Origin of the sequence: Cytobacillus firmus (assembly GCF_023657595.1) — a bacterium.
GTDB classification, from domain to species: Bacteria; Bacillota; Bacilli; order Bacillales; family Cytobacillaceae; genus Cytobacillus; species Cytobacillus firmus_B.
In genome coordinates this window covers 2749480-2763660 of record NZ_CP098323.1, presented here as the reverse complement: position 1 = coordinate 2763660, position 14181 = coordinate 2749480, and the positions used below count along the sequence as shown (strand labels likewise).

The 14181-nt window shown below is 45.0% G+C and carries 15 protein-coding genes and 2 riboswitches; all 15 genes read left to right on the top strand.

Annotated elements, in window-relative coordinates:
* Positions 1–59: 59 nt before the first annotated feature.
* Positions 60–158, bottom strand: a riboswitch (purine riboswitch).
* Between the two features lie 249 nt (positions 159–407).
* Positions 408–665 (top strand): DMT family transporter, encoded by a 258-nt coding sequence (locus NAF01_RS14000; RefSeq protein ID WP_250800545.1) that lies wholly within the window; start codon positions 408–410, stop codon positions 663–665.
* On the top strand, positions 658–774 hold the full coding sequence (locus NAF01_RS13995) for a DMT family transporter (RefSeq protein WP_250802464.1): 117 nt from the start codon (positions 658–660) through the stop codon (positions 772–774). Before NAF01_RS14000 ends, NAF01_RS13995 begins: the two co-directional genes overlap by 8 nt.
* Before the next feature lie 179 nt (positions 775–953).
* A complete protein-coding gene (dsdA, locus tag NAF01_RS13990; protein ID WP_250800544.1) occupies positions 954–2288 on the top strand; it encodes a D-serine ammonia-lyase in 1335 nt (444 codons plus the stop codon).
* A 231-nt stretch (positions 2289–2519) separates the two neighbouring features.
* Positions 2520–2698: riboswitch (cobalamin riboswitch) on the top strand.
* 233 nt (positions 2699–2931) lie between these two features.
* Positions 2932–4554 carry a precorrin-3B C(17)-methyltransferase gene (cobJ, locus tag NAF01_RS13985; RefSeq protein WP_250800543.1) on the top strand — a complete coding sequence of 541 codons (1623 nt, stop codon included), beginning with the start codon at positions 2932–2934 and terminating at the stop codon, positions 4552–4554.
* Between the two features lie 9 nt (positions 4555–4563).
* Positions 4564–5334, top strand: coding sequence for a precorrin-6A reductase (gene cobK, locus NAF01_RS13980; RefSeq protein WP_250800542.1), 771 nt, complete (start codon positions 4564–4566; stop codon positions 5332–5334).
* On the top strand, positions 5322–5996 hold the full coding sequence (locus NAF01_RS13975) for a precorrin-8X methylmutase (RefSeq protein ID WP_250800541.1): 675 nt from the start codon (positions 5322–5324) through the stop codon (positions 5994–5996). Before cobK ends, NAF01_RS13975 begins: the two co-directional genes overlap by 13 nt.
* Positions 5971–7107, top strand: coding sequence for a cobalt-precorrin-5B (C(1))-methyltransferase (locus NAF01_RS13970; RefSeq protein ID WP_163139805.1), 1137 nt, complete (start codon positions 5971–5973; stop codon positions 7105–7107). The genes NAF01_RS13975 and NAF01_RS13970 overlap by 26 nt, the downstream gene beginning before the upstream one ends.
* Positions 7082–8275, top strand: coding sequence for a precorrin-6y C5,15-methyltransferase (decarboxylating) subunit CbiE (cbiE, locus tag NAF01_RS13965; protein WP_250802462.1), 1194 nt, complete (start codon positions 7082–7084; stop codon positions 8273–8275). Before NAF01_RS13970 ends, cbiE begins: the two co-directional genes overlap by 26 nt.
* A complete protein-coding gene (gene cobI, locus NAF01_RS13960; protein WP_048008639.1) occupies positions 8276–8980 on the top strand; it encodes a precorrin-2 C(20)-methyltransferase in 705 nt (234 codons plus the stop codon).
* On the top strand, positions 8977–9759 hold the full coding sequence (gene cobM, locus NAF01_RS13955) for a precorrin-4 C(11)-methyltransferase (RefSeq protein WP_163139674.1): 783 nt from the start codon (positions 8977–8979) through the stop codon (positions 9757–9759). The genes cobI and cobM overlap by 4 nt, the downstream gene beginning before the upstream one ends.
* Positions 9752–10888: a cobalt-precorrin 5A hydrolase gene (locus NAF01_RS13950; RefSeq protein WP_250800540.1), complete on the top strand. Its 1137-nt coding sequence runs from the start codon at positions 9752–9754 to the stop codon at positions 10886–10888. Before cobM ends, NAF01_RS13950 begins: the two co-directional genes overlap by 8 nt.
* Entirely contained in the window at positions 10885–12270 is a 1386-nt protein-coding gene (locus tag NAF01_RS13945) for a cobyrinic acid a,c-diamide synthase CobB (RefSeq protein ID WP_250800539.1), read from the top strand. Before NAF01_RS13950 ends, NAF01_RS13945 begins: the two co-directional genes overlap by 4 nt.
* Entirely contained in the window at positions 12239–12868 is a 630-nt protein-coding gene (locus tag NAF01_RS13940) for a precorrin-2 dehydrogenase/sirohydrochlorin ferrochelatase family protein (protein ID WP_250800538.1), read from the top strand. The genes NAF01_RS13945 and NAF01_RS13940 overlap by 32 nt, the downstream gene beginning before the upstream one ends.
* The gene (cobA, locus tag NAF01_RS13935; RefSeq protein ID WP_250800537.1) at positions 12865–13626 is read left to right on the top strand and encodes a uroporphyrinogen-III C-methyltransferase; all 762 of its coding nucleotides are present in this window, start codon (positions 12865–12867) and stop codon (positions 13624–13626) included. The genes NAF01_RS13940 and cobA overlap by 4 nt, the downstream gene beginning before the upstream one ends.
* Positions 13620–14174: a nitroreductase family protein gene (locus tag NAF01_RS13930; protein WP_227887632.1), complete on the top strand. Its 555-nt coding sequence runs from the start codon at positions 13620–13622 to the stop codon at positions 14172–14174. Before cobA ends, NAF01_RS13930 begins: the two co-directional genes overlap by 7 nt.
* The last annotated feature ends 7 nt before the right edge of the window (positions 14175–14181 follow it).

Genomic DNA, 14181 nt, shown 5'->3' with positions numbered 1-14181 from the left:
ATTTTAATAGTAATGTTCGTCAAAATCTAAGATGAAAAAAATCCTAACTATAAATGGGTATAGTAATCACACCCATTCGTAGTTAGGATTTTTGGCTCCTAGTAGAAACTCTTAGACCATAATACTAAGAATATACGAATGATTTTAAATAATTTATTTAACCACAAATTTGATTATAAACGAACCTTTATTATATGTAAACGTTTATTATTCGGATTTTCATTGAAAATTAAAAGGGATTTGAACATTATCATCAAAAAAATTGTTTTTTATAAAAAAAGGGAGGAAATTAAATTAATATATTTAATCATTTTTTGGTTTTTCCAGAGCATCGGATTTCTTCTTCGAATAACGGGGAGGATTGTGGAATAAAGGGGTATTTTTTTGATTAATGGTCATCGAAGAACATGATTAGAACCTTTTATAGTGTTTTTAGTTCTGGATTAGGAACAGTGGGAACAGTCGCAGCCGGGATGCTTTTTTGGGGGGAGACTATTAATCTATGGAAAGTATTTTTTGTCGCGTTAATGATCACAGGGATTATTGGACTAAAAGTAAGTCAAGGGGAACCCAAAAACATGAAAGGTTACGGGCTAGGAGTTGATTTAATTGGATTGGTTTTTTCTTCTTATTGCCGGCTTTGCCAAGATTGGAAGTGTGATTAGTCTGAAGCGTGCAGATGGATTTAAAAAGTGGCCCTCTACGATCAGTTGTCTTGTTTGCGGAAGTCTAAGCTTTTATTTCTTTCTTTGTCAGTTACTTCCCTTCCGGTAGGGACTGCTTATGAATATAGACCGGCATCGACTCTGTCGGAAGTGTTTTACCCGGCATGCTCTTCTTAAATGAACCTAGAAATTTAAGATCGACCTTATGGATTATGTGTATTAATGCAGGGGCTGTCGGTGTTAAAATAACTTCAGGACATTAAGATTTCATTTGGAGGAGAATAAGTGATGAAAACGGTTCAAGATTGGATAAAAGAATATCCTTTAATAGGTGAGCTGGTAGATGTAGAGGAAGTATTTTGGACAAATCCGAAAAAGAAACCATTTCAAACAGAAGTTAAGAAGCTTCCGCTTAATGAAAATGATGTAAAAGATGCAGAGGAAAGGTTAATGCGTTTTGCTCCTTACATTGCAAAGGTTTTTCCAGAAACAAGGGAGAATAATGGAATCATTGAATCTCCTATTGTCTCCATCCCCGCGATGCGTGAAAAATTATCACAGATGTATGAACATCCATTAGAAGGGGAATTTTTGCTGAAATGTGACAGCCACCTTCCGATTTCAGGCTCCATTAAAGCGCGCGGCGGCATATATGAAGTGTTGAAACACGCAGAAACATTGGCGATCCAACATGGTTTATTATCAGTAGCGGATGATTATTCGATCCTTGATAAGGAGAATTTCAGAAACTTCTTTTCCGAATACTCCATTGCCGTCGGATCTACGGGCAATTTAGGGTTAAGTATTGGCATAATGAGTGCCAAATTAGGTTTTAAAGTCACGGTCCATATGTCTGCAGATGCAAAGGAATGGAAGAAAGATCTCCTTAAAAGCAAAGGAGTAACGGTGGTTGAACATAAGGAAGATTACAGCAAAGCGGTCGAAGAAGGGCGCAAACAAGCTGATCGTGATCCGAAATGCTATTTTATTGATGACGAGAACTCCCGCGATTTGTTTTTAGGATATGCAGTGGCAGCCAGTCGCTTAAAAAAACAATTAGAAGATTTGAATGTTACAGTAGATGAAAACCATCCGCTATTTGTTTACCTTCCATGCGGAGTAGGCGGCGGACCGGGGGGAGTCGCTTTTGGTTTAAAATTAATGTATCAAGATCATGTTCATTGCTTCTTTGCAGAACCTACTCATTCTCCATGTATGCTGCTGGGACTCGTAACAGGAATGCATGATAAAGTTTCGGTCCAAGATTTTGGAATTGACAACATCACATCAGCTGACGGCCTTGCCGTTGGGAGACCATCGGGATTCGTCGGTCAAACGATTGAGCCTTTGTTAAGCGGAAGTTATACCGTAAGTGATCATGAGTTATTTAAACTATTAAGCACATTGGCCGATACAGAAAACATTCGTCTTGAGCCTTCCGCATTGGCAGGCGTCATAGGTCCAGTAAAGTTATCGACTGAGAAGCAAGGGAAAGAATATGTTCAAAATCATAACTTAAAAGATAAAATGAAAAATGCTGTCCATCTCATGTGGGCGACCGGCGGAAGTATGGTTCCGAAAGAAATAATGGAAGAATATTATATAAAAGGTGCAGAACTATAATGCTAATCTTCGGTCTCCAAAATTTTAGATGAGAGAAAATCATCGGGATTGCTCATGAAGTGTCCTTAGAACTAGCCAATCGGCGAGTTTCATTTTGTGAAGAGCACACTTGCTGATGTCTTTTACCAAATCTTATTTCAAAAAGTCTAAGGCATTAACACAGCATTAAAAAAATTAAGAAAAAAATAATATGTCAAATTTGGTCATTATATGTTATATTAGTAAAAAATTAATATATCAATTTGAATAAGTGCTCACTATTTGTGAGGTAAAAGGGAAACCAGTGAAAACCTGGTACAGCCCCCGCTACTGTAATAGCTGATGAAATTACAATGCCACTGAGAAATCGGGAAGGTGTAAGAGTAAGAAGAAGCTTAAGTCAGGAAACCTGCTTATTTAAACGACACTTGCTTTTCGGAGGGAGAAGTATAGGCGGGACAATTATGATCAATTGTTTTTGGGTTTCAGTATGCTTATTTTTATACTGTCATTTCATATGCCTGTATTCCTTTGAAAAGGAGTGCAGGCATTTTTTATTTGGCAAGAATCATTGAACTTTGAGAACTAGATGGCGCAGGCCGCCTGCTTGAGCAGTAAGGCAGCAGGAATGGCGCATGTGCTTTTCTTAATTGGAGGTAAGCCTATGAAAAAGGGGAAAATCTTTGTTGTCGGCTTTGGTCCGGGCGATCGTGAGCATATAACCAAACGGGCTGTAGATGCGCTGCAGCAGAGTGATTGTATTATTGGCTACAAAACTTACGTAGAGCTGATCATGCCATTCGTAACAGCAAGTTCGATTGTCAGCACAGGAATGACTGAAGAGGTATCCCGTGCGCAGGATGCAGTGAAAAGAGCTGAAGCCGGCCATATTGTTTCCGTGATCTCGAGCGGTGATTCAGGGGTATATGGCATGGCCGGCTTAGTGTATGAAGTGCTGATCGAAATGGGCTGGACGGAAGAAGAAGGAATCGAAGTGGAAATTGTTCCTGGCATCTCGGCGATTAATTCATGTGCGAGCTTACTGGGTGCACCTGTCATGCATGACTCCTGCACCATCAGTCTGAGTGACCATTTAACACCCTGGAAGGTGATCGAAAAGCGCATTGAAGCAGCCGGTATGGCGGATTTTGTCATTGCTTTATATAACCCGAAAAGCGGCCGGCGGACACGCCAGATTGTCGAGGCACAAAGGATTCTATTAAAATATCGATCTCCTGATACACCAGTGGGGCTGGTGAAAAGTGCTTACCGCGAAAATCAGAATGTCATTCTGACGACACTGGCGGAAATGCTTGATCATGATATTGGCATGCTGACAACAGTTGTGATCGGGAATTCCTCCACTTTCTTTTATGACAATAAAATCATTACACCAAGAGGCTATCAGCGCAAGTATACGCTTGGTGAAGAGAAGCAAACCTTAAAGCCGCATCAGCGTTTAAAAAAGGAAGCGGAGCCATGGGCATTAAATCAGGAAACCGGGGAAGCACAGGCCGGCTACGAGCAGATCCAGAGAAAAAGACAAGAATCCAGCTCTTTGGATATGGCATTTAAGGCATTATCGATGGTGACGAAATCGGAGATTGACCAAACACATTTGGTGCAGCAGCCAATCGAAGATATTTTTGAATTTGCGGTATCGCCTGGTGTTGCCAATAAATTTATTACAGCTGACCAAATGCGTGTACTGGCAGAAGCTGTTGGCAAGAAAGGCACCATGGAATATACACCGGATCACCGATTTTTAATCAAGATTCCAACCGGACGGCCTCAGTCGATTGTGGAAAAACTCGAACAGCATGATCTGACAGTCATGCCGGTAGGTGATGTTCTAAATGTAAAAGCCTGCGATTTTTGCTACGGGGAGAAGGCAGAATCCATTCCATATGCAGAGGAAATTGCAGCTGAACTTGGCGGCTTAAAGCTACCAAAGGAACTGCATATTGGCTTTAATGGCTGCGGTATGGCCTGTTATCGGGCGGTATTTGATGATATCGGCATTGTTTACCGCAAGAAGAAGTTTGATTTATTTATCGGGGCAAAGCCGGTTGGCCGTACAGCCCATGCTGCCCAGCCGGTGGCAGAGGGAATTGAGCCTGAACAGCTGGTGCCGTTATTAAAGGAGATTATCGAAGAATACAAAGAAAATGCGCATCCGAATGAACGGCTTTTTAAATATTTTAAGCGCGTGAAAAAAATTCAGTATTTTACCTATCAGGATATGAGCTCCAAGATCGAAGTAGAGCCGGCACCATGCGGGGATTAGGAGGATCTCATGATTTTATTTTTAGCAGGCACAAGTGATGCGAGAGCATTAGCCATTCAATTGAAAAATCAAGGTTATCCCTTATTGGCAACCGTTGTCACAGAATCGGCAGCTGACAGCTTGAAAGCTGAAGGCATTTCTTATAAAGTGGGTCGGCTGACAGAAAATGACATGATTGAACTGATTCAGATGCAAGAGGTGACCACTGTGATTGATGCCAGTCATCCCTACGCGGAAGAAGCGTCAAAAACGGCCATGGCAGCAGCTAAAGCATGCAGCATTCCTTACATACGTTACGAAAGGCCAAAGGAACAGTTTATCTCACCGCTCATCACTGAAGCTGAAAGCTATGAGGAAGCAGCAAAATTGGCTCAATCGCATAAAGGGACAATCATGCTGACAACCGGCAGCAAAACGCTCGAAATCTTTACTAACTATTTGATGCGGGATGAGATCCGGCTTGTATGCAGGATGCTTCCAAATATGGGAAACATGGAAAAATGCCAAAAGCTTGGCGTTAAACAAAAGGACATTATTGCGATCCAGGGACCTTTTTCCGAATCATTAAACAAAGCTCTATGTGAGCAGTATGAAGTGACCCTGATGATTACGAAAGAAAGCGGCAAAGTGGGATCGGTGGATGAAAAAATGGCCGCTGCCCTGGAAATGGGGATTCCTGTTATTTTGATTAAGCGGCCGCCGCTTGTATATGAAAACTTCTGCACTTCTTTCGAAGAAGTGACTCAAAAATTGGGAGGGCTTTACACATGGCAAACATGAACTTTAATACCACATTTGTACCGGTAACGGTAGATCCGGATAAAATTTATGACCACAGCTTCGCAATTATAAAAGAGGAGATGGGCGAACATCCATTTACTGACGAGCAATGGCTGGTGGTTCGGCGCGTCATCCATGCCTCGGCAGATTTTGAGCTGGGACGCAGCATGATTTTCACACCTGATGCCATTGAAGCAGGGGTTCAATCGATTTTGGCGGGCCGTCATGTCGTGGCAGATGTTCAGATGATTGAAAGCGGGTCAGGACGCAAGCGATTCCAAAAGCATGGCGGGGACCTGCATTGTTATATTGCGGATGAAGATGTTTCTAAAGAAGCAAAGGCCCAGGGAACAACACGTGCGATCATTTCCATGCAAAAAGCAACGAGTCTGCATCAAGGAGGAATCTATGCTATCGGCAATGCGCCAACAGCACTGCTGGAATTGATTCGTTTAATTAAAGAAGGCCTCGCAAAACCTGACTTGATTATTGGCATGCCAGTCGGCTTTGTATCAGCGGCAGAGTCCAAAGCCGAGCTGGCCGTGCTTGAAGGGATCCCATTTATTACGAATGCAGGGAGAAAGGGTGGCAGTACAGTGACGGTCGCTGCGCTGAATGCCATTTCGATTATGGCGGATGAACGGGCAAAAGCAGCGAAATAAAAAAGATCCATCCCAAATGCGGCACGGCTATACGACAGGTGCCTGTGCCGCAGCCATGACAAAGGCAGCGCTGCAGGCGCTTGTGACCGGAGAGGTGCCAAATGAAGTTACGATTTATCTGCCGGTTGGCCAGTATGCCACTTTTAAAGTGACGGCTTTTGATCGGTCAGATGGCCGGGTCATGTGCGAAACGATCAAAGATGCCGGGGACGACCCGGACGCCACACATCAGGCACGAATTCAAAGTACGGTCACTTATGCCATAACAGAAGGCATCCATTTAGATGGCGGGATCGGTGTAGGCCGGGTCACGAAAGCCGGGCTGCCAGTAGCGGTAGGGCAGGCAGCGATCAACCCGGTGCCGCGTAAAATGATCCATGGTGTCGTCCAGGAAGCAATGGACAAATATAAAGTAAATCGGGGCATTGAAGTAGTCATTTCGGTTCCGGACGGTGCAGAAATAGCTGAAAAAACATTGAATGGCCGATTAGGAATTATCGGAGGAATCTCGATATTAGGAACAAGGGGAACGGTGGTTCCATTTTCCAGTTCCGCCTATATGGCAAGTATCGCTCAGGCGATCAATGTGGCAAAAGAAGCAGGATGTGAGCATTTAGTCATTACAACAGGCGGACGCAGTGAGAAATTTGCCATGAAGCAGTATCCGAATTTGCCGGAAGAAGCCTTTATCGAAATGGGCGACTTTGTCGGTTTTACTTTGAAGAATATAGCAAGGAAGAAGATTCCCAAAGTCTCTCTTGTAGGGATGATGGGGAAATTCTCAAAGGTTGCACAGGGAGTCATGATGGTGCACTCGAAAAGTGCACCAGTCAGTTTCGAGTTTTTAGCAGGTATGGCCAATAAAGTGGGAGTCAGTGAGGAAATTCAGCAGGACATTTTACAGGCAAATACGGCTTCACAGGTGGGTGAAATCCTTCAGGGAAACGAAGAATTCTTTGAAGCCCTTTGCCGAAACTGCTGCTATTATGCACTGAATCATATGAACGCAAGCGTCAAAGTTTCGACAACTCTGTATGCCATGAACGGAAGCTGTCTAGGAAAGGCTGAGAATATTGACAAATTGGATGAAGATGATTGGTATCGGGGATAATGGCGCAGCAGGCTTGCTCCCCTCATACATAGACTGGATTCATGAATGTGATGTCCTGGTCGGCGGGGAACGCCATTTGCAATTTTTCCGGGAATTTACTGGAGAGAAAAAAGTAATTAAAGGCGGCTTGTCGGCCTTAACGGCTGACCTGCAGCAGGAAACACGCAATACGGTTATTTTGGTGTCGGGTGATCCGCTGTTTTACGGGCTTGGCAGTGTATTAGCAAAAAAGCTTCCATTGGAGATTTATCCTTATACAAGCTCTGTTCAGCTCGCTTTTTCAAAAATGCAGGAGAGCTGGCAGGATGCGTATATTGTCAGCCTGCACGGACGTTCTATTAAAGGCTTTGCCCAAAGAATTGACGGGCGGAAAAAGATTGCTATTTTAACAGATGAGAAGAATTCACCTCAGGCCATTGCAGCGTATTTAAAGAAGTTCGGCATGACGGAGTATGATGCTTTTGTTGCTGAAAATCTGCAGGGGGAAGATGAACGCTGCCGCTTTTTCACTTTGGATGAAATGGAGCAATCGTCTTTTTATCCCTTGAATGTGGTGATTTTAAAGCAGCGTGTGTCAGTGGAGCGTGCCTCACTGGGAATTCCGGATGATAAGTTCGTACAGAGAAAGCCGGATAAAGGCCTGATTACGAAAAAGGAGATCAGGACTCTTTGTCTGCAGGAATTAGAGCTGAAGGAAAACAGCATCGTCTGGGATATCGGTACCTGCACCGGCTCGGTTGCAATTGAAGCAGCGAAAATAGCCCGGGAAGGTGCCGTGTATGCGATTGAAAAGAATGAGGGCGATCTGGAAAACTGCCTGGAGAATCAATTAAAGCATCGGACAGATTTCACGGCCGTCCTTGGAAAGGCGCCTGAGAGGCTGGATGAATTTCCAGATCCGCATGCGATTTTTATTGGAGGCAACGGCGGGAATATGGAGCTTTTATTGAAATCATGCCTTTCACGGCTGCAGCCAAATGGACGGCTCGTTATGAATATTGCCACAATCGAAAATCTCGCAGAAGCGATGCAGCATTTGAAAAATCTGGGCTGCGAAGTATCCGTAATGCAGGCACAGATTTCTAAAAGCAAGCCAATCCTGCATTTAACGCGCTTCGAACCGTTAAATCCCATTTTTATTGTGACTGCAAAGAAAGGAAAGAACTAAATGAGAATCGGAACTTTATATGGATTAGGAGTCGGGCCGGGAGATCCGGAATTAATCACGGTAAAAGCATTCCGCAAATTACAGGAAAGCCCGGTCATTGCTTATCCAAAAAAATTAAGAGGCAGTAAATCCTACGCCCATCAAATTGTAGACATGTATATAAATCCCGAAGAAAAAGAAATGCTCGGTTTGGTTTTTCCAATGACAAAAGACGAAGAGACATTAAGGGCTGAATGGACAAAATCCGCAAAAGCTATTTATGGCTTTCTGTCTCAGGGAAAAGATGTAGCATTCGTTACGGAAGGGGATCCGATGCTATTCAGCACATTTATCCATTTAATGAAGCTGATGCAGAAGATGCATCCCGATGTTCCAATTGAAACGGTAGCTGGCATCTCGTCTTTTAATGGTTCTGTTAATCGCTTGGGAATTGCCCTGGCTGATGGCGATGACCATGTCGCGATGATTCCGGCAACCGAGAATATGGAGGAAATGCGGCGGGTGATTGAAACTCATGATGCAATTGTCTTCATTAAAGTAGCGAAAGTATTGGACGATATGCTGAATCTATTGGATGAAATGAGTTTATTGGACAAAACACATGTTGTGACAAAGGTTACATCTGACGAAGAGGTCATATGGAATGTGCAGGAGCTACGTGGTGCTGAATTAAATTACTTGTCATGTATGGTGGTGCGCAAATGAAAAAAATATGGATTATCGGAGCAGGACCTGGAGATCCAGATTTAATTACGGTAAAAGGCTTAAAGCTATTAAATAACGCTGATGTTGTCATGTACACTGACTCCCTTGTCAGCGAGACTTTAGTGGCGGAAGCCAAGGAGTCGGCGGAGATTATCCGTACAGCCGGAATGCATCTTGAAGAAATGGTGGAATGCATTGTCGAGCGTGTTCAAGAAGGCAAAACAGTAGTGCGTTTACATACAGGCGACCCTGCGATGTACGGGGCAACGATGGAGCAAGTGGCACTATTGAAACAGCACGATATAGACTGTGAAGTTGTGCCGGGGGTGAGTTCTGTTTTTGCCTCTGCAGCAGCAGTCGGGGCAGAGCTGACGATTCCGGATTTAACACAAACGCTTATTTTAACAAGGGCTGAGGGGCGGACACCAGTGCCGGAGCGTGAAAAATTACAGGCTTTGGCCAGCCATCATTGTACAATCGCGATGTTTCTGAGTGCGACCTTAACAAAGAAAATCACAAAAGAACTGCAGGCAGCCGGATGGGAAGACAATACACCAGTTGCGGTTGTGCAGCGTGCTTCTTGGCCGGATCAGAAAATTGTCCGCACCACTCTGTCTGAGCTGGACGAAGCGATGCGTGTCAACGGAATCCGCAAGCATGCGATGATTCTGGCAGGCTGGGCATTGGACCCGCATATCCATGAAAAAGAATACCGCTCGAAGCTATATGACAAAACGTTCACACATGGCTTCCGTAAAGGTGTGACGGCGAATGATTAGTTTGCGCGAAGGTGAAATGCCGGTAATTGATAAGCGCAAACCCTATGCTCTTGTTGCCATTACAAAGCATGGGGTGGCGCATGCAAGAAGCTATGCGGAAATATTCCCGTATGCAGACCTGTATTATATGAAAAAATTCGAACAGGGCGATGAAGAAGCACGGCAAATTCAGTTATTTGATGGCACGGTCCGCCTATTATTGCCCGCATTATTCCAGCAGTATAAAGGGATAATCTGCATCATTTCCCTCGGTGCTGTCGTCCGCATGATTGCCCCGCTTTTGATCGATAAAAAGACGGACCCTGGTGTGCTGGTGGTTGATGATAAAGGCCAGTATGTCATCAGCGTGTTATCCGGCCATATTGGCGGTGCCAATGCCTTAACCCATGAATTTGCCCATGCCATTGGGGCGTCGCCCGTTGTGACCACCGCATCAGATGTTCAAAAAACGATTCCTGTCGATTTATTTGGCGCCCAATTCGGGTGGATGTGGGATAGTGAAGAAAAATTAACACCTGTCAGTGCATCGGTTGTCAATGAAGATCATGTGGCAATCGTGCAGGAAACAGGGGAAAAGAATTGGTGGATGTACGACCGGGAAATGCCGGACAATCTAAAAATCTATCAATCTATAGAGGAAGCCATCAAGGCGAAGCCTCAAGCCGCATTACTTATTACAGATCGCATTCTAGTGCCGCATGAAGAGGCGCTGCTTGAGAATGGCGTCCTGTACCGTCCAAAATCAATTGTTCTTGGGATTGGCTGCAATCGAGGAACGTCAATGGCAGAGATTGAAAGAGTAATCGATGAAACATTGGCGGAGCAAGGTTTGAGCAAAAAAAGTGTCAAAGCGATTGCATCTATTAATCTGAAAAAAGACGAGGCAGCCCTGCTGGAATTAACAGCTAAATATAACTGGCCGTTTGTTACATACACACCTGAAGAGCTGAATGAGATTCCTATGCAGAATCCGTCGGACACCGTCTTTAAATATACCGGCGCTTATGGGGTCAGCGAGCCGGCGGCCATGAGGTATGCAAATGCGAAGGAATTGCTGCTGGCGAAAAAGAAGAGCGGCAATGTGACCATCAGCATTGCACGTATCAATTTTGAGGAGGGAAGAGGATGAATCGATTTGTTCTGGCCGGAACCGGAAGCGGTGTCGGAAAAACAACCTTCACGATCGGCATTATGCGTGCGCTGTTGAAGCGCGGGTTAACCGTGCAGGGCTTTAAGTGCGGCCCGGATTACATTGACCCGGCGTATCATACTGCTGTCACCAAACGCCCTTCCCGAAATATTGATAGTTTCATGATGTCCCATGATACCGTGCGTGCTATTGTCGCAAGAGCAAGCTGCGATACAGACGTATCAATTATTGAGGGAGTAATGGGATTCTATGATGGCAAATCACCATTATCCAATGAAGGATCTGCTGCCCATATTAGCGGGATTACAAAAAGTCCTGTCATATTAATTGTCAATGCGGCAAGTATGGCAAGAAGTGCGGCTGCGATTGTCAAAGGTTTTCAAATGCTTGATGAAAGCTCCCATATCGTTGGTGTCCTTGCCAATCAATTAGGAAGCAAAAGCCATTTTGACATTGTCAAATCAGCAATTGAACAAGAATGCGGAATTCCTGTCATTGGCTATCTCCCAAAAGGAGCTGTAGCCGAGATGCCAAGCCGTCATTTGGGGCTGGTGCCGGCCATTGAACGCGGTGATTTAGATTCCTATTTTGAAAGTTTGGCAGAAGCGATTGAAGAAACAGTCGATATTGATCAGCTTCTGGAACTAACGAAAGCCCATGTCCTGGAGGTTTCCTCTTCGATTTTTGATGCTCAGCCGGAAAGACAGGAAGTACATATTGCGGTTGCCAGAGATGCGGCCTTTAATTTTTACTATGAAGAAAACTTAGAATTGCTGCGAGCCCATGGTGCCACATTGCATTTCTTCTCACCGCTCGATAACGAGGAAGTCCCTGAAAGAGCACAGGGGCTTTATATTGGCGGCGGCTTCCCGGAAGAGTTTGCTGAAGCTCTGGCAAAAAATGAAGCATCAAAACTTTCCATCAAGGCGGCGCTGGAGAAGGGTCTGCCGACATTGGCAGAATGCGGCGGATTTATGTATTTAACAGAAGAAATTGTGGATCAAAAAGGCCAGGCATTCCCGATGATCGGTGTTATTCCAGGCCGGGTCAGGATGCAGGATAAATTGGCTGCACTCGGGTATCGGGAAATCACAGGTGTTCCTGGCAACTTCTTAATGTATGAAGGAGAGCAGGCAAAAGGGCATGAATTCCATTACTCGGCATATGAAGGAGAGCACTCATCACCGGCTTACTTTTGCAAGGGCCGCTTCCGGTCTCAGAAGGAAGGCTATTTAACTGATAATCTTGCAGCCGGCTATACACACTTTCATTTTGCATCGAATCCTCAGCTTGTGAAAAATTGGCTGGCAGCTTGTTTGGAGGCAGAATATGAATTATTTCCCGTTATTAATGAATCTTGATTATAAAAAGGTGGTTATTGTCGGTGGCGGCCATGTGGCACGCCAGAAGGCTGAGGCGCTGCTGCCGACAAAAGCCCAAGTAACTGTGATCAGCCCAACGGTAACTGAAAAATTGCAGCAATATATCAATAAAGGACTTCTGACATGGAAAGAAAAATCTTTCGAACCGGCTGATTTAGATGACGCGGCCCTGATATTCGCTGTCACAAACGAGGAAGAAGTAAACAATGCAGTGGAAGAAGCCGCACAGCATTGGCAGCTGCTCAGCAGGGCAGATGCAAAGGGCAGGGTGGATTTCATTAATCCCGCAGTTGTCCGCCGCGGTGAATTCGTTTTGACCGTATCTACATCTGGCGGGAGCCCGGGTCTGACCCGCAAAGTGAAGGGAGAATTAGCAGAGCAATATGGAGAGCATTACGCCCAGTATGTATCTTTTTTGAAGGAAGCCCGTCAGCGAATCTTAGAGAAGTTTACCGGGAATGAGAAAAAGCAGCTGTTGGCAGAGCTTTTGGATCCTCAAGTTTTGGAGTGGATGGAGCAAGGGGATAAGCAAAAATGTGAAGACTGGCTGCTTAAGCGTTTAGGAGAAAAGCAATGAGAGGATTTGTCTATATTGTTGGAGCTGGACCTGGTGACCCCAAACTGCTGACAATTCGCGGATTGGAGTGCATTCAGCAGGCTGATGTGATTTTATATGACCGTCTGGTGAATAGTGAGTTATTAACAAATGCAAAAGCGGATGCAGAGCTGATTTATTGCGGGAAAGAGCCGGGCAGGCATGGATTGATTCAGGATGAAATCCACCGGGTGCTGGTGGAACAGGCAAACCTGGGCAGGCAGGTGCTGCGCTTAAAGGGCGGTGACCCTTTTGTATTTGGACGAGGTGCAGAAGAAGCGGCCATTTTGCGGGAAGCGGGTATTCCCTTTGAAATTGTTCCTGGGATAACAGCCGGGATTGCTGCGCCTGCTTACGCAGGGATTCCTGTAACACACCGTGATCACGCGGCAAGCTTTGCCATTGTGACAGGCCATGGCCGCGCCGAAAAGGAGCAGGACTTTTTAAAGTGGTCTGCTCTTGCTCAAATTGACACTGTCGCTTTTTATATGAGCATTGGCAACATTGCTCACATTACGAAAAGTTTAATAGCCAATGGCAAAAGCGGAACAACCCCAGCCGCTGTTATTGAATGGGGCACAACTGCCAATCAGCGGACGATTACGGGAACGCTCGAAAATATTGCAGAGGATATCCAGGTTCATGGCATCTCGAATCCATCGATGATTTTGGTTGGAGATGTGGTTGGAATACGGGATCAAATTGCCTGGTTTATAGAAAAGGAGCATGAATTATGTTAGAAGCCTTGAAAAAACGACGTGCGATTCGAAACTTTGAACCGCGCGAAGTAGAACGGAATAAAATCGAAACATTATTGGCAGCAGCCACATATGCACCAAATGACCGCATGCGTGAGCCATGGCATTTCTATGTATTGCAGGGAGAAAGTTTAAAACGCTACGAGCAGGTTGCACTTGATTACCTGCAAAAACGCTTTCCGTCGAAGCCGCATTTAGTAAAAAGCTCCATGGAAGCCATCACGAAAACACCACTGATCATCGTCGTGACATCCGCCATTGTGGAAGGAGATGAAGGGGCAACTAAAGATAATGTCTTTGCCGTAAGCAGTGCGATCATGTCGATGTGGCTGATGGCCGAACAGCTGGGATTAGGCATGGTATGGCGTACAAGAGGCGTTGGCTTGGTGCATGATACCGCACTGCATGATTTTATCGGTGCATCCGGCCAGGAGCAATTAGTGGGGACGCTATGCATCGGCTATCCGGCAGAAGAAATTGCTGCCGAAAAAAAGCGTACCCCATTTGCTGAAAAGACAACTTGGCTGTAAGGAGGAA

Bases quoted from the DNA above. Each gene is read 5' to 3' on its own strand.
- cobM (WP_163139674.1), top strand. From the start codon at position 8,977: ATGAAAAAAATATGGATTATCGGAGCAGGACCTGGAGATCCAGATTTA.
- cobK (WP_250800542.1), top strand. From the start codon at position 4,564: ATGATTTTATTTTTAGCAGGCACAAGTGATGCGAGAGCATTAGCCATT.
- NAF01_RS13945 (WP_250800539.1), top strand. From the start codon at position 10,885: ATGAATCGATTTGTTCTGGCCGGAACCGGAAGCGGTGTCGGAAAAACA.
- cbiE (WP_250802462.1), top strand. From the start codon at position 7,082: ATGAAGATGATTGGTATCGGGGATAATGGCGCAGCAGGCTTGCTCCCC.
- NAF01_RS13970 (WP_163139805.1), top strand. From the start codon at position 5,971: ATGAACGGGCAAAAGCAGCGAAATAAAAAAGATCCATCCCAAATGCGG.
- cobJ (WP_250800543.1), top strand. From the start codon at position 2,932: ATGAAAAAGGGGAAAATCTTTGTTGTCGGCTTTGGTCCGGGCGATCGT.
- NAF01_RS13950 (WP_250800540.1), top strand. From the start codon at position 9,752: ATGATTAGTTTGCGCGAAGGTGAAATGCCGGTAATTGATAAGCGCAAA.
- NAF01_RS14000 (WP_250800545.1), top strand. From the start codon at position 408: ATGATTAGAACCTTTTATAGTGTTTTTAGTTCTGGATTAGGAACAGTG.
- NAF01_RS13975 (WP_250800541.1), top strand. From the start codon at position 5,322: ATGGCAAACATGAACTTTAATACCACATTTGTACCGGTAACGGTAGAT.
- NAF01_RS13930 (WP_227887632.1), top strand. From the start codon at position 13,620: ATGTTAGAAGCCTTGAAAAAACGACGTGCGATTCGAAACTTTGAACCG.
- NAF01_RS13940 (WP_250800538.1), top strand. From the start codon at position 12,239: ATGAATTATTTCCCGTTATTAATGAATCTTGATTATAAAAAGGTGGTT.
- cobA (WP_250800537.1), top strand. From the start codon at position 12,865: ATGAGAGGATTTGTCTATATTGTTGGAGCTGGACCTGGTGACCCCAAA.
- cobI (WP_048008639.1), top strand. From the start codon at position 8,276: ATGAGAATCGGAACTTTATATGGATTAGGAGTCGGGCCGGGAGATCCG.
- dsdA (WP_250800544.1), top strand. From the start codon at position 954: ATGAAAACGGTTCAAGATTGGATAAAAGAATATCCTTTAATAGGTGAG.